The sequence below is a fragment of the Candidatus Protochlamydia phocaeensis genome (assembly GCF_001545115.1).
Classification (GTDB): Bacteria; Chlamydiota; Chlamydiia; order Chlamydiales; family Parachlamydiaceae; genus Protochlamydia_A; species Protochlamydia_A phocaeensis.
In genome coordinates this window covers 147,855-167,127 of the sequence record NZ_FCNU01000028.1, presented here as the reverse complement: position 1 = coordinate 167,127, position 19,273 = coordinate 147,855, and the positions used below count along the sequence as shown (strand labels likewise).

At 42.7% G+C, this 19,273-nt stretch carries 13 protein-coding genes; 9 read left to right on the top strand and 4 right to left on the bottom strand.

Annotated features, from left to right (window positions below; genetic code table 11):
* Window positions 1–13: 13 nt before the first annotated feature.
* The 3 genes from BN3769_RS10265 to BN3769_RS10255 all read right to left on the bottom strand — a co-directional run bounded on the left by BN3769_RS10265 (window position 14) and on the right by BN3769_RS10255 (window position 2,890).
* Window positions 14–1,168: a zinc-dependent alcohol dehydrogenase gene (locus BN3769_RS10265; RefSeq protein ID WP_068470227.1), complete on the bottom strand. Its 1,155-nt coding sequence runs from the start codon at window positions 1,166–1,168 to the stop codon at window positions 14–16.
* Between the two features lie 157 nt (window positions 1,169–1,325).
* Window positions 1,326–2,051 carry an MBL fold metallo-hydrolase gene (locus BN3769_RS10260; RefSeq protein ID WP_068470225.1) on the bottom strand — a complete coding sequence of 242 codons (726 nt, stop codon included), beginning with the start codon at window positions 2,049–2,051 and terminating at the stop codon, window positions 1,326–1,328.
* Window positions 2,052–2,068: 17 nt separating this feature from the next.
* Window positions 2,069–2,890 carry a hypothetical protein gene (locus BN3769_RS10255; RefSeq protein ID WP_068470221.1) on the bottom strand — a complete coding sequence of 274 codons (822 nt, stop codon included), beginning with the start codon at window positions 2,888–2,890 and terminating at the stop codon, window positions 2,069–2,071.
* A gap of 293 nt (window positions 2,891–3,183) precedes the next feature.
* On the opposite strand from BN3769_RS10255, the gene BN3769_RS10250 reads away from it, so the two are divergent.
* From BN3769_RS10250 to priA, 5 genes are all read left to right on the top strand, one after another.
* Window positions 3,184–4,509 (top strand): phosphatidylethanolamine N-methyltransferase family domain-containing protein, encoded by a 1,326-nt coding sequence (locus BN3769_RS10250; RefSeq protein ID WP_068470219.1) that lies wholly within the window; start codon window positions 3,184–3,186, stop codon window positions 4,507–4,509.
* Window positions 4,510–5,347: 838 nt separating this feature from the next.
* On the top strand, window positions 5,348–7,909 hold the full coding sequence (mutS, locus tag BN3769_RS10245; RefSeq protein WP_068470493.1) for a DNA mismatch repair protein MutS: 2,562 nt from the start codon (window positions 5,348–5,350) through the stop codon (window positions 7,907–7,909).
* Between the two features lie 929 nt (window positions 7,910–8,838).
* The gene (locus tag BN3769_RS10240; protein WP_068470217.1) at window positions 8,839–9,558 is read left to right on the top strand and encodes a hypothetical protein; all 720 of its coding nucleotides are present in this window, start codon (window positions 8,839–8,841) and stop codon (window positions 9,556–9,558) included.
* A gap of 1 nt (window position 9,559) precedes the next feature.
* The gene (locus tag BN3769_RS10235) at window positions 9,560–10,534 is read left to right on the top strand and encodes a hypothetical protein (protein WP_068470215.1); all 975 of its coding nucleotides are present in this window, start codon (window positions 9,560–9,562) and stop codon (window positions 10,532–10,534) included.
* A gap of 49 nt (window positions 10,535–10,583) precedes the next feature.
* On the top strand, window positions 10,584–12,821 hold the full coding sequence (priA, locus tag BN3769_RS10230) for a primosomal protein N' (RefSeq protein WP_068470213.1): 2,238 nt from the start codon (window positions 10,584–10,586) through the stop codon (window positions 12,819–12,821).
* 125 nt (window positions 12,822–12,946) lie between these two features.
* Here priA and BN3769_RS10225 read toward each other — a convergent pair whose 3' ends face one another.
* A complete protein-coding gene (locus tag BN3769_RS10225) occupies window positions 12,947–14,665 on the bottom strand; it encodes a hypothetical protein (protein ID WP_068470212.1) in 1,719 nt (572 codons plus the stop codon).
* Window positions 14,666–15,333: 668 nt separating this feature from the next.
* On the opposite strand from BN3769_RS10225, the gene rimO reads away from it, so the two are divergent.
* From rimO to BN3769_RS10205, 4 genes are all read left to right on the top strand, one after another.
* The gene (gene rimO / locus BN3769_RS10220; RefSeq protein ID WP_079989522.1) at window positions 15,334–16,761 is read left to right on the top strand and encodes a 30S ribosomal protein S12 methylthiotransferase RimO; all 1,428 of its coding nucleotides are present in this window, start codon (window positions 15,334–15,336) and stop codon (window positions 16,759–16,761) included.
* Window positions 16,762–16,899: 138 nt separating this feature from the next.
* Window positions 16,900–17,088 carry a hypothetical protein gene (locus tag BN3769_RS10215; RefSeq protein WP_068470211.1) on the top strand — a complete coding sequence of 63 codons (189 nt, stop codon included), beginning with the start codon at window positions 16,900–16,902 and terminating at the stop codon, window positions 17,086–17,088.
* 8 nt (window positions 17,089–17,096) lie between these two features.
* Window positions 17,097–18,683, top strand: coding sequence for a lysine--tRNA ligase (gene lysS / locus BN3769_RS10210; RefSeq protein WP_068470209.1), 1,587 nt, complete (start codon window positions 17,097–17,099; stop codon window positions 18,681–18,683).
* Window positions 18,684–18,762: 79 nt separating this feature from the next.
* Window positions 18,763–19,266 (top strand): hypothetical protein, encoded by a 504-nt coding sequence (locus tag BN3769_RS10205; protein WP_068470208.1) that lies wholly within the window; start codon window positions 18,763–18,765, stop codon window positions 19,264–19,266.
* The last annotated feature ends 7 nt before the right edge of the window (window positions 19,267–19,273 follow it).

Below are 19,273 nucleotides of genomic sequence, written 5' to 3'. Positions count from 1 at the left end.
TTCTCCCCTTACCTTATGGCTTTAAAACTACTTTGAGACAATCGTCTTTCTTTTCACAGAAAATATCATAAGCATAGGGCGCTTGTTCCAAAGGAAGCGTATGCGTAATGATATCATCTAAAACGACTTTCTTATCCTTGACAAGCTGTAATAATTCATCAATATAGCGTTGTACAGGAGCTTGGCTCATGCGCAAAGACAAGCCTTTATCAAAAATTTGTCCGAGAGGAAAGTTAGCATAGTTTGTTCCATAGACGCCGACAATGGAAACCACTCCCCCGCGGCGGACAGCGCTGCAACAGTAGTCGATCACTTTAATAGTCCCCGCTTGCATATGCAGCATATTGGATGCTTTTTCTAACCAGTTCCGATTAGCCTCCATTCCTACAGCATCTACACACACATCTGCCCCTCTTCCTTCTGTCATATCACGGATGGCTTCAATGACATTGACTTCACTAATATTCAATGTCTCAGATTTAGCTGTTTTACGCGCAATCTCCAAACGATAGTCGAGCAGATCGATTCCAATTACTCTCTTTGCCCCTCTTAGCCAAGCTGATTTCTGTGCCATAATCCCGACAGGCCCGCAGCCGAAAACGGCAACTGTCTCTCCTCCTTTCAATTCCGCCCAGTCAATAGCCGCCCATCCTGTAGGAAAAATATCCGTTAAGAAAAGGACTTCTTCATCTTTTAAATCGCTTTCAATCTTTCGCGGCCCAAAGTTAGCATAGGGCACGCGGACATATTCCGCTTGGCCCCCTTCATAGCCTCCGTATAAATCCGTATAACCAAAAAGGGCGGCGCCTTTTTCTTTCAACAGTCCCCCTTCCGGCCCATAATTGCTATTGGAATTTTCGCAATGGACACTCAGGCCTTTATTGCAAAAAAAACAATGCCCACAAGCAATAGGAAACGGAACGACCACTCGATCGCCTTTCTTAAGGTGATTAACCTCCGCTCCTACTTCTTCTACAATTCCCATAAATTCATGGCCTAAGACCATGTCTCGTTTTTGAGGAAAAAATCCATTATAGATATGAAGATCCGATCCGCAAATGGCAGTAGAGGTGACCTTTAAAATGAGATCTGTTCCTTTTTGAATAGTTGGATCCGGAACTTGATCGACTTGAACTTTTTTAGGATGATGAAATACAAGCGCTCTCATACCATTCCCCCTTTTTTAGCAGATGTATACCTTATTGAGATATGTATCAATAAAATATTTTAATTTAAGAAGACGATAAGAGTCCGCTCTTAGAGGATTTTTTAACAAACTGATTTTGAGTATTTCGCTTAGAAAAAATTCGAATAAAGTTCAGCGGTTAATTGGCGATTCGCCCTAAATCCAATTCTAGTCCATCGTATCCAATGATCGCCTTCATGTCTTTTTCTTGCGCTAAAGTGCTTAGCGCCTGGCGGGAAGCTTTTGTATCTTTATAAAACCAAGCTCCAAAATGGAGAAAGAGAATTTGCTTGGTATAGGGTTTAAACAAGTCCAATAAATTAGGGATGCCTGTATGACCGTACAGTGCGCCGGTTTCCTTATCTTTTCTTATCATTCCTCCTTTGCGCATGAAGCTCGCTTCCGTAATGACTAAATCTAAATGGTCGAAAAGAGAATGATACGCTTTATCGATCCAAACAAGATCGCCCGTATATAACAGGGCAAGCGCCCCTTTTTTGACAAGATAGCCTTGCGATTTGACGCGCTTACTATGATGAGTAGGAATGGGAATAATTGAGTAAGGTCCCACCTGGATAGGCTGGTCAATCAGGCGAATGACAGAGCTAGCCTGTTCGTTTTCCGGCTTTTCGGGAGCATAAATTTGTGCGTCTGTTGAAGGCGTTTCTTCTTGTCCCCAGCGCACAAAATAAGCATGGTCGGGATGCAAATGCGTAATAAAGATCCAGCGCGGATGCAAAGCGAGAAAGCTTTTTTCTCCTATATCTAAAAGAAGCTCGTCATCTATCAGCACGCCGCTATGCTTGGCGTGATAGGGAAGGGATTCCTCAATCTCGCCGCGCGTTCCTAAGATCTTTAGTTTCATGAATGAGCAATTTGCCTTTACCAAAGAGCGATTGCAATAGTAATGGCTTGAACCAGCAAAAGAGAGAAGATCAAAAGTTCGCTTTTATAGGTTCGATAAAAATAGCTAAAGTTGGCAATTCGGCTATTGGCAACTTCATATAAATTCTCACAAACTTTTAGGCTCTCTTCTATCCAATCTAAGCGTAAAGAGATTTCTTCTTGTTCTTTAAGTGCATTGAAAAGAATCTTAACTGTTTTACTTAACCCTGGATTGGGAAATTCCAACCTTTTTTTAAGCTGCAAGTAGTGAAGGCGGCGCAGGGCATTGACTTTCGCGCGATCATTGGCGTGCTGCCAAGACTTGAGAGGAGCACCCTTTACATCTTCTAATAGAACGACATCGGATTTAGCGAGTCCCAAATCGGTTTCAACTTCTGTCTCCAATTTAGAGAGCCTGCGGAATAGCGACATGAAGCCGGCTAGGCCTATAATGATTTCTTCTCCTCTGAATTGCTGGAGCGGTCCAATGATCAATGCTCGTCTAAGCTGATAGTAGATTTGTAAATGGCCTATCTTTAACCAATTAAGAGTGCTATGAGGAGCTTTGGCATTCTTTATCCATTCTATCGCTTCTTGAGGCAGGTGCTCCTCGTTTTCCGCTAACAACACATCAAATATTTCCTCTTCAGAATAGGTGGGATCAAAATTAAAAAAATCTTCAAGATTCAAATCTTCCAACGCGCCTACTGTAACATTATCTTTAGGATCCAAGGAAGAGGCATGTCCGGATTTTTCCTGGATCATGCGCACGCGATAACTTTGGACTTTATTTTGGTTCTCAATTAATGAGGATGTCATTGCTTTGCCTCCTCTTAAAGTAAGGGGTTATTTCAAAATCAATCATTGCCGCATTGAAAAAAATCGAGTTCAAATAATCAAAGGCAAATTTCCGTTAGGATTCAAATGCGACGACATTCTTTTATTTTGTCACCTCTTTAAAAAAACTGCACTATTTTACTTATGCTCCTGAGGTAGGTATTAAAAAACTGAAGCATTTCTTTTAATCCCTTTATTAAAAATTCCTATAATTTTATTAGATCATTCTGCTATTGGTGCAGGGAATTTATAAATTTATAGGCAAGGGAATAGATATGGTCTCAGATCGTCTCCTTATCAATAAGCAAACGCAATACTTTCGTCAATTCATCGGCCCTCTCTTTCTTATTCTAGTTTGCCCGCCCGCCGTATTTGCCTTTTGGTATACCAATGTCTTTCTAGACGGTTCTTTTCTTAGATTCGGGCAATTTGTGACAGAGCAGGGCTTATGGAAAACTTTTTCTACGATCTGGTTTCCCTACTTTTTTGGAACGCCTGAAGCCTGGAAAATTTTAGGCGTTTTTGCCGGTTTTGAATTAGCTTTAATGCGCCTCTTACCGGGCAAGCGTTATGAAGGCCCTATCACACCAGCGGGAAATATTCCCCTCTACCGTGCAAATGGGTTACCGGCCTTTGCCATAACACTTTTTATGTTCATCACATGCTCTTTTTACTTAAAGCTCTTCTCTCCTACGATTATCTATGATCACTTTGGAGGTCTTTTAGGAGCATTAAATATTTTCAGCCTTTTCTTTTGTTTGTTCCTATGGATGAAAGGCCATTTTTTTCCTTCAAGCAGTGATGTTGGAGGATCCGGCAACTTTATTTTCGACTATTATTGGGGAATGGAGCTCTATCCGCGGATCTTTGGCTGGGATGTCAAGATGTTCACCAATTGCCGCTTTGCCATGATGGGATGGCCTTTAATTATTTTATCTTTTGCTTCTAAACAGCAAGAGCTATACGGGTTGAGCGACTCCATGGTCGTTTCCATTGCACTTCAATTGATTTATATCACCAAATTTTTCATTTGGGAAACAGGATATCTGAGATCTTTGGATATCATGCATGACCGAGCAGGCTATTATATTTGCTGGGGATGCTTGGTATGGGTGCCCGGCATCTACACCTCTCCAACCCTCTATTTGGTCAATCATCCTGTTCATTTAGGCCCTGTTTTAGCTAGCCTGATTTTCGGCGTAGGAGCTGCCAGCATTTTAATCAACTATTGGGCGGATAGGCAAAGGCAGATCGTGCGTGCAAGCGCCGGTCAATGTACAATTTGGGGAAAGCCTCCTCTTCTTACGGTTGCCCGTTATACGACAGAAAGGGGCGAACGCAAACAAAATGTCCTCCTTGCTTCTGGCTGGTGGGGTCTCTCGCGCCATTTCCACTATATACCGGAAATAGTAGGCGCCTTTTGTTGGACTGTTCCAGCCCTTTTTCATCACTTTTTGCCTTATTTCTATGTCCTCTTTTTGACTATTTTACTGGCAGAAAGAGCCTTCAGAGACGATAGGCGCTGTGCCAAGAAATATGGCGATGATTGGCAAGCGTATTGCCAAAAAGTACCCTATAAAATTATCCCCTATGTCATTTAAAAGCAGGTCTACGGTACGAACAATCTTTTGCAGCAAAGGCATTGAAGCAAACCTCAAACCTAAATAATAAAGCAGCCTCTCTTCTTTAATGGCAGGAAGGACGCTCAAAAAATGAAGGGAGCTAAGATGGCAAAAGTCATAGAGCAAATGATAGGCTATTTGAAATTAAACTAGTTACTATCAACCCGAGGGTGGAGTTTTTGTCTTTCGACTGCGTCAAAGCCTCGGAGATAAACAAATGTTTAAAGGGCAATAAAACTCCAAACTCAGGTTATTAATCTCGTGAATGATCAAGCAATTACGTTAAAGCTTTATAACACCTTAATTTGATATTTTAGTTAAGTTATTCACAATAACACTTTTTAAATAATAAACTTTAACTTTTAAAAGAAAACAATAATTCAAACTCCGCTTTCTGTTCAGCCTCTTTTCCTATACAGGAGTTCTACTCAATGATGTGAGGAACAGACCAAGCAGGCCGGATGACTTTTGTTATTAGGATCAATCCTCATAGGCACTCTTTTTACCTTTTCCCCACTAAATCTGCATTCAATCACTCATCTTTTGCAATTCAGATCAATCAAACGCCCATTCAAATGCAAAAAGTTACTAAGCATGCTAATTTGATCCAATTTAGATCCTTTACGTCCTAACTTCTCTAGCCTTAAGACTTCGCGCATTCTAGCAGGAAGGCAATTGCTAATTGTCAAATGCGCCCGTTTGCTTTGGCTGCCTTCTTCTTAATCCAAGTGTTCGATTGCCTTTTTTATTCCAGACCCTTTATACTTACCGTTCTTTATCATTCGGCAGAAAATCAAAAATTTTATTTAAATATTTTATGCAAACTTCCCCTTCACCCATTCAGTCTCTTTCTTTTGATGAAAATAAAGCTTCTCCTACACCTATGATGGTGCAATGGCATGCTTGCAAAAAAATGGCGCCCGATGCCGTGCTTCTCTTCCGCATGGGAGATTTTTATGAAGCTTTTTATGAAGATGCCCATTTACTGGCAAAAGAGTTGGATTTGACTTTGACGCGCCGGCAAGACATTCCCATGAGCGGCGTGCCCTTTCATACTAGCGAAACCTACATCGATAAGCTTGTTGCCAAAGGCTTCCGCGTCGCTGTCGCTGAACAAGTTGAAGATCCTAAGAAAGCCAAGGGATTGGTCAAACGGGAAATTGTCCGGGTCGTTACTCCAGGCACTGTCATCAATTCAAATTTATTATCTGACAAAAACAATAATTTCTTTGCAGCTCTGCATCGTACGGGCCAAGTCTTTGGATTGGCCTTTTTAGATCTGACGACTGGAGAATTCTGCGTCAGTGAATTTATGCATGAAAGGGATCTTTTGAACGAGCTTTATCGTTTGCATCCTGCCGAATTTCTCACTTCGCAAAAATTTAAAGAAAAATACGGTAGCTTATTTGACGAGATTCATCAAACCTATGCCTTTTTGCTCAATACGCAAGAAGACTGGCATTTTGAGCATCAAACAGCTTATGATTTCTTGGTTCAACACTTTCAAGTCCATTCTTTGGATGGATTCGGCTTGAATGGAATGGTGGCAGCCATCAATGCGGCCGGAGCGCTTCTGCGTTATCTCAAAGATGCGCTGTGCCTGCCGATTGAGCACATCCAAGATATGCGCCCTTATTCCACCTCTCAATTCTTGCTGTTAGACCGCATGACACAACGCAATCTGGAATTGACGCATTCGCTGCAAGACGGCAGCCGCCGCAATACCCTGCTTGGAGTCCTCGACCAAACAGCCACTCCCATGGGTGCACGTCTCCTGCAGCATTGGGTCAAGCAGCCTCTTTTGAGCGTAGAGGAAATTCGTCACAGGCAAAATGGCATCCAGGCCTTTTTAGACCACGAAGACCGCCTCTATCAGTTTAGGGAAAGGCTCATCCATATTCGCGACTTGGAACGCCTAATGATGAAAGTCAGCGCCGGGTATGCGACTCCGCGCGACCTTGTGGCTTTACATCATTCTTTCCAACCCATCCAAGAGATCAAAGCCCTTTTGGCTTCGCTTCCTTCATCTTGGATTCAAAGCGAGGCTAACAAGTTGGATCCATTGCCCCATATGAACCAACTCATTGCTCAAGCTCTTGTAGACGAGCCGCCATTAAGATTAGGAGAGGGAAAGACTTTTCGAGACGGCTATCACCGCGAATTGGACGAGCTTCGCGAAATCAGCCGTGACAGTAAAGCGTGGATGGCTCGCTATCAAACGCAAATTCGCGAAGAAACGGGAATTAAGACTTTAAAAGTCGGATTTAACAAGATGTTCGGCTACTATATTGAAGTGAGCCGCGGGCAATCAGAAAAAATGCCGGCCACTTTTATTCGTCGTCAAACGCTTGTCAATGCTGAACGCTATATCACACCCGAACTAAAAGACTATGAAAGCAAAGTTTTGACTGCCGAAGAACGGATCGAGTCAATTGAAAGCGAATTATTCCATCAATTAAGAGCAGATATTTCCCACTATACCCAAGCCGTCCTAAGCATCGCTCAAGCCTTAGCGCGGCTAGATTGCTTAAGCACTTTAGCGGAAGTTGCGCAAAAGATGCATTACACCTGTCCAAAAGTGGATGAAGGCTTTGCATTGGACATCGAAGAAGGACGCCATCCCGTCATCGAGGCGGCATGCATGCGGGAAAAATTTGTTCCGAATGATACCCATTTAGATGACCAGCATAGCAGGCTTCTGCTTATTACCGGCCCAAACATGGCCGGAAAATCCACTTATCTGCGCCAAGTTGCCCTCATCGTTATTTTGGCTCAGATGGGCTCCTTTGTGCCTGCCAAGCGGGCCCATATCGGGCTTGTCGACAAAGTCTTCACCCGCATTGGAGCAAGCGATGACTTATCCCGAGGACAGTCCACCTTCATGGTCGAGATGAGCGAAACGGCCAACATCCTCAACAATGTCACATCCCGCTCCCTTGTCATCTTGGATGAGATCGGCCGCGGCACAAGCACTTACGACGGCATTTCGATCGCCTGGTCGGTAGCCGAATACTTGCTCACTACAGAAAACCGCATGGCCAAAACGCTATTTGCCACTCATTACTGGGAGCTTACCAAATTGGAAGAAAAAGTTCCGGGAGCAGTGAACTATAATGTTGCCGTGCATGAGGCTGAAGACCATATCACCTTCCTGCGCAAAATTGTCAAAGGTGGAACGGATAAAAGCTATGGCATCCACGTTGCACGTCTTGCAGGCCTTCCCTCAGCAGTCATCCAACGTGCAAAGGATATTTTAGAGCATTTAGAAGAAAATGCCAATCGCAAGAGCGCTTTCGAGCCTTCTCGAATCAAGCGCCCGGCTTCGGCCAAATTAAAAGTCCCTCAAACAGATTTTCAGCTGTCTCTATTTGAGGGCTAATCGCCAATCATCCGCCCAGATATGAATTTTTGGCGGATGGTTTTTAAATGTTCTCTGCCTTTATTAGCCCTCACAGGCCCTTTCAGTAAAGGAAACCCTCATTTTCTCATTCTAGCTAGGTTTTAAAACGCATTTCCCTTCGCCATGCGCTTTTAAAATTAAAAACAAACAAAGCGCGGCAAAATTCAAAATAAATCGCGGTCTGGGATAGCCTAAAAGATGAATTTCACCAAAAAAAAGTCCTCAAACAATTTTAAGCAGGAATTTACCTCACCCATTCAAGAATTGGTTCAAAAAGAGATCTTTTGCAAAAAATTTAAAAAAAATTATTTTTCATATTAATCGTTAATAATCAATAAGTTAAAAATTTAAAATTTTAAATTTTGCCACCGAAAAAACATGGTTAAAAAATTTTTTATTGACAACGATATCGGCAACAGGGAATAGATAGTTACGTGTAAATTAAACACATAATCGTTTCAGTGTTATGGGTCTAAAGCGGCAAAGTCAGCTTACTTTAGGGACATGCGACGATTAAAATATTTTAAGGAGAAAATCATGGATAAGAAACAACAACAGCCACAAAAACAAAATCCAACTCAGCAAAAACAACCACAGCAAAAACCAAATCAATCTTCTACAAAGAATCCCACACAAAAGAAAGGCCAATTCTAATTGGCTAGTTCTTGCTGATAGAAAGGAACTCTTAAGAGTTTTACTTCAGTCAACTGCACGGCCTTTTGGCCGTGCGGCCGTCCAATCTGCTCATAAACATTTCATTTTGCCCTTGCAAATCAGTGAATTTAGTAGAAATGATTAAGGATATCTTTTGTCTATAAAAGATTTTGCGATCATTCTTCACACTTTTCTATTTAGTTTTTTCTCATTCTTGTGGTATATTCAACGCAAATGGAAGACGGTTGAGGACAGTGTTAACACAAATCCAAGAGCCGGACCAACATTTCAATGCGTATTATCAAGATAATTCGCTACTCGTTCAATTTGTAGTTGCCGAATTTGTCTGTACGCATCAATTGATTTGCCAAATTAAATATTTGGCTGATAGTTGTTTGCTTTCCATTGATTTATTTGAAGATTCGCTTCATTCTTTCTTTCAATTCTTTAGCCAGTTATTAGGCCAGCCTTCCCGCCATGATCCTTTATTTATTTCCGGATGGACAAAAGGGCCTTTGACAAAGTTAAAAGATTATTGCGAGCAGTTTTCTTATAACCAATCGAATTTGGACCATTTACATCTAACGTTGCATAGCCATGTCCATCGGGCTTGGTTAAAAGCCATGTATTATTTGGAATTTATTCATTCGCTTAAAACCTGTAAACCTTCGCAAAATCCGACCGCTTTGTTATCTCATTTACGCCGTACGATTAACAGCTTGCACAGTTGTCTAAATAGCATGACTAAGCAAATACCACGCGTGGTCAATTTATATGTAGATAATGAAAACGTTCTTTTCTTTTTACTACGCAAGCAAAAGCAACTAGCAACGATTTATGGAATAGAAGGGACGGCAAAATTCTTTAAAGCGTTGGCGAAGAAACAAGCTACTCATCAGCTTTTATCTGATCGGTATAAATTAAGAGGGTTTGACCATCTTTTAGATAAAATTAATCGGGAATTAGTGAATTAATATGACATCTTTAAAGCATCGTTATCAAGAGCTTGTCGCTTTAACTCAAATTTTCCTGCTAAGAGAGCATCCCCTTAAAGATAAGCCTTTCTGTTTAGCAGCTCCTTCGAATCATTCTTTTTTCCAAGCAGGAATGAAGCGATCCCTTTCTTCTGCCCCTTATTCTAAAGATTCGCCACCTCCTCAACCCATTGCTTTAAATCGCCCGCTGCCTGGCCGTCAGCCGGCAGTACAGTCGCCTTCACCCGACCCTCAACCACAACCAGGACCGATTCTGCCTTCTCCCGATCCTCTTCCGCCTGTTAACCCTCCTGAGCATCCTTTTCCAGATCCCCTTCCACCCACTACGCCTCCGCAGTCGCCTTCGCCAGACCCCCAGCCTCCGCAAATTGTGCGCGACAAAAGGCCCTTGCAATTAGAGCCGTTATCTGCAACTTCTTTTCCAACTTTAGATCTAAGCTTCAAGCAAACATTAAGAGAGCTTTTTCCTCATTATCCTCTCTGTGACAACATTCCAGATGATAAGATTGCAAAAAAGGTTAAAAATGCTTGGTACCAAGAAAAAGTCATTCCTCCGATTATCATTTTATCTTTCAACGATCAAGACAAGCATTTGACTTTTTTAAAAAATGTGGCTCAAGCGATCAGTCTACGGCTAGCTCCGGCACGTGTTTTATCGGGAGTTCAGCTAGAAAAAGAGAAGCAATGGGAAACTATTTTAAGAGAGCCGCATTTGCGATTAGTGATTGCTAGCGATTATGGCTTATATCTGCAGCCAGGCTTAATGAAGCATTACCGAGAAGTGCCCAAGCAAGCTAAGCATTTTTTACATCAAACCCCTTTATTGCTCCTTTCCGATTTGAATCTCTATCTCAAAGACCCTCAATTAAAAGCTCTTCTTTGGCGCGCCATTTGCAAGGAATTCACCCTTCCTCACGATTCCCATACCCCTCCTGCCGGCTTTTCAAATTCCTAAACGATCCCATAAAGATGAAATTATACGCATGTGAGCCTCATATTTAATTATGGAAAATTTTGCAACTTTTGCCTCTGTGATTTTAGATGTATCGGTCGATAAAACGCTTGATTATGGCATCCCTTCGCCCATGCGCGGCCAAGCGCAGTGCGGAGCGCGCGTTGAAGTACCGGTCAGGGGACATTTGCGGACAGGATATATTTTAGATATTAAAGACACCTCCTCTTTCTCTCATGTTAAACCTATCAACCGGATCCTCTCAGACATTCCTTTAATTTCCAAAGATCTTTTTGAATTGGCGCTTTGGGTTTCCCGCTATTATTGCGCTCCGCTTCGCAATATTTTCCGCATGATCCTTCCGCCCGGCGTCAGGAAGGGAATGGCGCACAAAGAACAGCTTTTTGTCATGCGCGGCAAAACACGGGAGGAATTAAGGCAGCTTTGTACAGAACTGAGGTCAAAAAAGCCTGCGCAGGCAATCATCTTGGAAGCCATGCTAAAAGTTAAAAAGGGAATTCTGCTTTCAAAATTGCTGGAAGAAACAAAAGGCTCGCGCAGCACAGTCAATACGCTGGCCAAGCAAGGCTTATTGATTGTTGATACGGTAAAAATCGACCGCTCCCCTCTTGTCAACGAAGAATACTTTATGACTAAGCCGAAAGCATTGAATGCCGATCAAGCGGATGCATTAAATAAGATTGTACAAAGCCTGTCCGCGCACAAATTTGAAACGCATCTTCTCTTTGGAGTGACAGGAAGCGGCAAGACTGAAGTCTATCTGCAGGCCATCGATAAAGCTTTAAGCGAAGGAAAGGGCACAATCATGCTTGTCCCCGAAATTTCCTTAACAGCTCAGACCATCGAGCGCTTCCGCAGCCGCTTCCCTGAAAAAATTGCTATTTTGCACCACCGCCTCAGCCAAGGAGAGCGCCGGGACGAGTGGCACCAAATTCGCTCAGGCAAAGCGAAAATTGTTATCGGCGCCCGCTCGGCCATTTTCAGCCCAGTTTGCGACCTAGGGCTGATCATCGTTGATGAAGAACATGAACAATCCTATAAACAAAATGATTTAGCTCCTTGCTATCAGGCCCGCGATGTTGCCGTCATGCGCGGCAAGCTGGCCCAATGCACGGTCGTTTTAGGCAGTGCCACTCCAAGCTTGGAAAGCTACTATAATGCCCAAAAAGGAAAGTACACCTTGAGCGTGCTCCATCAGCGCGCCGATATAGCTACCCTTCCCGATGTCACAATTGTGGACATGAAAAAAGAATTCGACAAAGCCAAAGGATTTACCAACTTCTCGGACCTCTTGCTAAGTGGAATTGAAAAGCGGCATAAACAAGGAGAGCAAACCATTCTCTTTCTCAACCGGAGAGGCTATCACACCATTTTGTTATGCCAAGACTGCTCCCAAACAGTTAAATGCCAGCATTGCGATGTTCCGCTTACCTTTCATTTGGGAACTAACCTGCTCGCTTGCCATCTTTGCGGCTATCAACTTGCCCCTCCGCCTAAAGATTGCCCAGCCTGCCGCAGCCCAAAGCCTTTAAAGTTCCGCGGCGCCGGTACCGAACAAATTGAAAGGGCCTTGCATGCGATCTTCCCTTCTATCCGCACACTGCGAGTCGATGCCGATACAACTAAGCACAAGGGAAGCCATCAAAAGCTTTTGCGTGATTTCGGAACAGGAAAAGCCGATGTCCTTATCGGCACGCAAATGATTGCCAAAGGACTGCATTTTCCAGAAGTCACGTTAGTGGGCGTTCTCAATAGCGATGCCGCTTTGAATATTCCCGATTTTCGGGCCTCTGAGACAGTTTTCCAACTGATTACGCAAGTCGCAGGGCGATCGGGACGAGGCATTATGCGCGGGGAGGTTATTATTCAAACCTCCTTACCGGATAATTCGACAATTCAATATGCTGCCAAGCAGGACTATGCGGGATTCTACCAAGAAGAAATTGGAATAAGAGAAATGTTCCACTATCCTCCCTTTATTCATATGGCAAAGCTCACCTTCAGCGGCCCGGATGCAGGACAGACCATGGAAACCGCGCAAATGATGCGCAGCAAGCTTATCGCCTGCTTGCCTGCCCATTTTGAATTTAATCCCGTCATTCCTTGCGGCTATGCGAAAGTCAAAGACTTATACCGTTATCAATTCTTGCTTCGCGGCCCTTCCATGTATCCGCTAAATGAAGCGCTTCAATCCGTTCAAGCAGCCTCTCCCTTGCCAAGGACCATCAACCTTTTTGTCGATGTCAATCCGTCCTCTACTTTTTTTTAATTGCCCCTGAATGAATTTGGCAAGGAAGCGGCCAATAAATGAAAAGCTCGATTTTGAACCTTAAATAAAAGCCAAAACCGAGCTTGAAATGATTCTTGCTTTCCCTGCGATCGGGCAGCCAAGGATTATTGAGACGCATTCTCTTTAAGCGTTTCAGCCAAAGAAGAGGCTTGATCTCCCTCTTTTTTCCCCTCTTCTATTGCCAACGTACCCCTCTCTATTGAAAGGGCAGCTGGAGAATTGTCCCCTTCAACTGAAATCCACTCTTCAAGAGCGTTTTCCACTTCTCTTTCCATTTCCTGCTTTTGCAAGAGCTGGAGTTGATCTAAAACCAACTTAGCCTCTTCCGGCTGGAAAATATAACCGGCGCGATTGACAAAAAGCCCATCTTCGCATGCGATCAGAGGCAAATTCATCGCGTCTTTCTCTTTAGGCATGTGCTTGGCAATGAGCGTAACCAAACTTTCGAGCTTCTCTTTGCGTTTTTCTGGCAAGTTGCGTGAAGGAAGTAACGACAAGGCTTGTTTAAATGCTTGCTCATCTTCTTTTGACATGCGCGTGCCGTTTGGATAAACGAGTTCTTGATTGTCCAAACGCTGAACAATGTAAGCATTAAAGAAAGCACGGATCTCTTCTTTGTTCATTTGATTGAGCTGTTCAATCAAAGCAGGATGGGAATCTGCTTGACCCATTAACAGGCTAAGTTTTTGCGTTTTGCTAGACGCTAAAAGAAACTCCCGTCGATCTAGCTCAACAAAAATTTTCTTCATTTCTTCCGGAGGAATAATCGTCCCCTTCGCTTTTCCCCCGACTTCGCGGCTCAGAAAATAGCAGCCATCAGTTGAACGGACAATATAATTTTTCCACTCCTGTTCGCCCTCTGGGAAAACCGTTGGCATGCGTTTAGGTGTAACATTTGTTTGTCCGATCGTCGCCGCGTCCTCTGAAGTCAGCTTTTCAATTGGCAGAAGAGAATGGCCCGCCAAGAGCTGAATCAATTTGTGGATTTCTTCTGTCTTAAAGCGTGGATTGACACGTCTTAATATGTTAATGCCATCCAAAAGGATTTTCTTATCTTCCGCCGTCCTTAATTGACCATCCGGAAACACAACCACTCCATCTTCCCGCTTGATGCGATAAGCTTTAGTCAGAGTCTTAAGCATATCCTTTGCTGAAGATTCAATTTCCTCTTCCGGCTTCTTATCTATCTCTTGATTCAACTGAATTAATTTGCACACCAAATCATATTCAGCAGCGCCTGTAAAGATATCTCGCATATCTTCTTCTGTAAGCAAGCGGCCAAACGCATCGCGCAAACGCCCGGTTTCCGCATCAACAGTAAAAAGCTGGTTGAGAGAAAGCACCTCCAATTGCTTGGCTTTTTCCGGACTCCCCAGCGTCCTTTGATAAGCAAAAGACACCAAGCTAACCAGAACGGGAAGCCCCACTTGGCCGGTTACACCGGTTAAAAGAGTAATATATGGTAATGCCTTAGGAGTAACGCTTAGCTTCAACGTTTCAGACAACGTCTTTTGTGTCGCCCCTGAGACTAATTGCTTCAGACCCGCTAAACTCCAAGTAGAGACAGGAACAATTTCTTGCTGGAAAAATTTACTGACGACTGTATCAATGGCCGAATTACTCCATTGTGACCCATAAGTAAGCGCTAAATGTTCTCCCACCATTTTGCCCGTTGATTGCGAAGTGGGAAAATAGGAATAAATGGAATTCCAAATCGAATTAGATTTTTCGTCCGTTTTATTATTATTTAGACATTGGGTAATTTTTTCCCCATATTGTCTTAAAATTGCCTGATTATTGGCAGTATATGTTGTACTAATCATTAATAATAACCTCTTAAAAGATATTAACTTTTTAAATTAAAAGATTATTATAAGAACAAATTAATTAAAGCTTATAAATTAAATAAAAAGTTTTCGTTAAACTAATTTTTAATTCACGTTAATTAATTAACAATAAATTTTAAAGGCAATCAATAAATAAATATAATTAAAAAACATAAATCAATAGTGCATTCACTGTTAATTCGAGTGTTTTATTAAGAAGATTTTTACTTGCATTTAAAATTTAAGAAATATTTTATATTTAATCAGATTTTATTAAAAATTAAATCAATTAAGTTATTTTATAAATTAACGAGAAATGTTTAATATTTTTTAAAGCAATTATTTAATTTAACATTTGACCAAACGATTGAAATTAAATATTGAAGATGTTAATCTATCGGGTCACTGAGAGGATTCGTCTGCCTATTTTTGAGAAGTCGGCTATTCCAAGCTTTCATAGATGCCGTCTCTGAGGGTGTATTAAACCGCTAATGACCTGGATTCGAGTTTTTTCCTCTAGGAAGCAAGCGTGCTTTCTAAGGAGAAAATAATCTCAAATGCACGCGATTATAAGTCATTTAACAGGCTCTCAGAGAGTGTATTAAGAACATTTATAAATTATCCCTCTCTTTATTTATTGATTAGTTAAGGAGCGAATTGGCTTTATGTTACCCATTTTAAAAAATCAAAAATCCGATGATAAAGGCGCACCTGTAGTTCCTGCCAGAGAAAATGAAGGCGCGTCCCATCCTCCCCTTCACTTTGATGGCAATAAAATTAATTTTATTAGCCTGGGCTGTCCGCGCAATTTAGTCGATAGTGAAGTGATGCTGGGAATTTTGCTTAAAGCCGGCTATGAAGTCGCTCCTACTTTGGAAGAGGCCGATTATATTGTCATCAATACATGTGGATTCTTAGAGGCTTCTCGCCAAGAATCGATGGACACGGTTCAAGATGTGCTTGCCCATCGCAAAAAAACTGCTAAATTGATTGTAACGGGATGCATGGTGCAGACACATAGCGACGCCCTTAAAGGGACGTTTCCTGGAATTGATTATCTATTAGGGTCAGGCGATGTAGAAGGCATCTTACAAGCGGTCCAATCGACCCAGAAAGGACAAATTGTCTCTTCGGCAAAAAGCTATTTAGAAGCAGGGGAAGTCCCCCGTCGCCTTTCTACTCCTAAGCATTATGCCTATTTGAAAATTGCCGAAGGCTGCCGCAAGCGCTGCGCTTATTGCATTATTCCAACAATTAAGGGACCTTTGAAGAGTAAAGGCAAAGAGCAGATCATGAAGGAATTCAACCTTTTGCTCAATCAGGGAGTCCAAGAAATTATTTTAATTGCTCAAGATCTTGGCGATTACGGCAAAGAAACAGGCTCTAAAAATCTTGCCGCCCTGCTCGATCTTTTAAAGACAATGCTGAGTGTGGATAAACCTTTTTGGCTGCGGCTATTATATCTTTATCCCGATGAAATTACAGACGAGCTTATTGCATTAATGAAAAGCGATGCGCGCATTTGTCCTTATTTGGACATGCCGATCCAGCATATCAACAATCAAATGTTAAAATCGATGCGGCGGATGACTTCTAAAGAAGACATCATTGCCATTATTACTAAATTGCGCCGTGAGATTCCGGATGTCTCTATTCGAACAAGCTTAATTGTTGGGTTTCCCGGAGAAACAGATGAACAATTTGAAGAGCTGGTCCAGTTTATTCAGGACTATCCTTTGGATAACGTCGGAATTTTTAAATTCTCGCGCGAACCCGGCTCTGCCGCTTATGACATGGCTAACCAAGTGTCGGATGAGGTTAAGGAAAAGCGTTACCACCGCTTGATGCAAGTGCAGAAAAAAGTGATCAAAAAGCATTTAAAGAAAATGGTCGGCAAGAAAATTCCGGTCATGGTCGAAGGTTATCACCCTGAGACTCAGCTTTTGATGGTGGGCAGGCATCGCGGTCAATGTCCGGACATTGATGGCCAAGTACTTATCAATGATGGACGCAAAGTCAAAAGTTTTGGTCAAATTTATACGGTAGAAATTACCGATTTTTCCGATTACGATTTAGTCGGACGCGTGCTCTAGTTACCAAGAATCGTTAATTCTCATCTGTGAAGCATTTTTTTCACTTTAAAGCGCTTCTGCATTCAACATGCCGAAGCCTTTGAGTGAAATCGCCAAATGCGATATAACCAACCTCGTTAGAACGCAGGAGGAAGACAGATGAGAGTTAAGCAAGCGATCAAAGCATTGAAGGGATCTAGTCGCCAGACAAAGTTTTTTATTTTTATGTGGGCGCTTTATATGTTGGCCCTTATTTGGACGACGGTTCAAGCTTATGCTCGCCTAGAATATAGCAGAAGTGGTACACCACCCAAGTCCATTATTATTCAAACCCCTGAGACGAAGTAGTGACATCTATGACAAAAAAGCCTGATTATCATGAACACGAGGAATTTCAGAATCGCCTGCGCAAATTGACCGAAATTCGGCAATGCATTGATCCTTATCCTCCCAAATATACTCCTACCCATACAACCCAACAACTGCACCGGGAATATGATCAAGCGCAAGTAGGGCATAGCGAGGATGCAGCAGCAGGCACAACTGCACCTGTTTGTTTGGCCGGCCGCCTTGTGCTTTTCCGCTCAATGGGAAAAAATGCGTTTGCCCATCTGCAAGATGAAACAGGCCGCATCCAAATCATGTTTAACCGCGACCAAACACAGCTGACTGGCTATCCCTCCAATCCCAGCGAAGCAGCTGAGTGCGAATCGTCTGCCTATAAATTCATCGAAAAAAAAATTGACCTTGGCGATATCATTGGAATTGAAGGGCATCTTTTCCATACCCACAAGGGAGAGTTAACCGTTTTTGTCAAGCAAGCGACCCTGCTATGCAAAACCCTGCTTCCCCTTGCCGACAAACATAGCGGCTTAGCGGATAAAGAGCTGCGCTATCGCAAACGTTGGCTGGATTTGATTTCGCATCTCGATGTGGCTCAACTTTTCCGCACGCGCAGCCAAATTCTCAAGCAAATCCGTTCTTATTTCGACGATAATCAGTTTTTGGAAGTTGAAACGCCTATTTTGCAGAGCATTTATGGCGGAGCTGAAGCACGCCCTTTTAAAACAGAGCTCCATGCCCTTGAGCAAGAAATGTTCATGCGCATCTCTTTAGAAATCCCTTTGAAGAAGCTCATTGTAGGCGGAATGAACCGCGTCTATGAAATGGGGCGTGTCTTCCGCAATGAAGGCATTGACCGCAACCACAATCCCGAATTTACCTTGCTGGAGGCCTATGCCGCGTATTGGGACTACAAGGACATGATGAGCTTTGTTGAAAATTTATTTGAAAAACTGGCAATCAGCTTATATGGGACGACTGTGGTTCCTTATACTCCGCATGAAGGGGCTGAAACGACTTATGTCGATATGAAGGCTCCTTGGATACGCCTCAGTATGAAAGATAGCATCAAGCAATATGGCAATGTAGATGTCGATCAGCTCTCCGACGAGGACATGCGCCGTATGCTAGAAGAAAGCGGCCATTGCGACCTTAAAAAATTAAAAGGTCTTAGCCGAGGGCTGCTCATTGCCGCTTTATTTGAAGTATTGGTCGAGCCTCACCTCACTCAGCCGCACCATATCTACGACCATCCGATTGAAACTACGCCTCTTTGCAAACCCCACCGCGATCCAAAGCTGCGCGAAGAGGGCATTGTGGAGCGCTTTGAAAGCTTCATTTTATCTCAAGAGGTCTGCAACTCCTATACCGAATTGAACGATCCCGAGATTCAGCGCAACCTGCTCGAGCTCCAGGCAGCTCGCCGCGACGCTGGCGATGAGGAGGCCAGTCCGCTCGATGAAGAGTTTATTGAAGCCATTTGCCAAGGCATGCCGCCCACAGGCGGAATTGGAATCGGCATTGACCGCCTGGTCATGATCCTGACCAATTCCCACTCCATCCGAGACGTCCTTTACTTCCCTTGGATGAAGCCTTTATAGTTGATTTTAATTCACAATAAATACTATCGTCTAAGAATCAAATCGACCGATTTGATTCTTAGACGATAGGTGAATAAAAATGATTACAGGTCTTCAACAAGGTTTTTTAAGTTACGCTAACCAAATTCCAAGGAACAGTTTAAGGACTGTCGGCCGCAGCGCTGTCTTTTCTTTCACAGCTTCTGTAATATTAGTTCATTTAAATCCTCAAGCAGGAGTAAATTTAGCTCGCCCTGTTGTAGCTGGTGTCACAGCTGCCCTCGCTGCAACCATTCATGCTCTGCTTATTCCTGTATTCAATTACATTTTTAGTTCAGAATCGACGTGGTATAAAGAATTGCTAATCCCTGCATTCAGTTTAACAATAGCACATGTCGGCCTCAATTATGCCATCCCTTCCGCTAACATTAATTTAATCAATACCCTTTCTCCTTTTAAGCGGTTTATTATTTTGCCTAGCTCTATTATTAAAATAAATCTTCAAATTTTGTCCCGAATCCAGCCCTCAACCACACGTTTATTAACGCATCTGTGGGGAGAGGACTTAAATCTCATGTCTACACCTATCTATTTCACAGCCTAAATCCTCA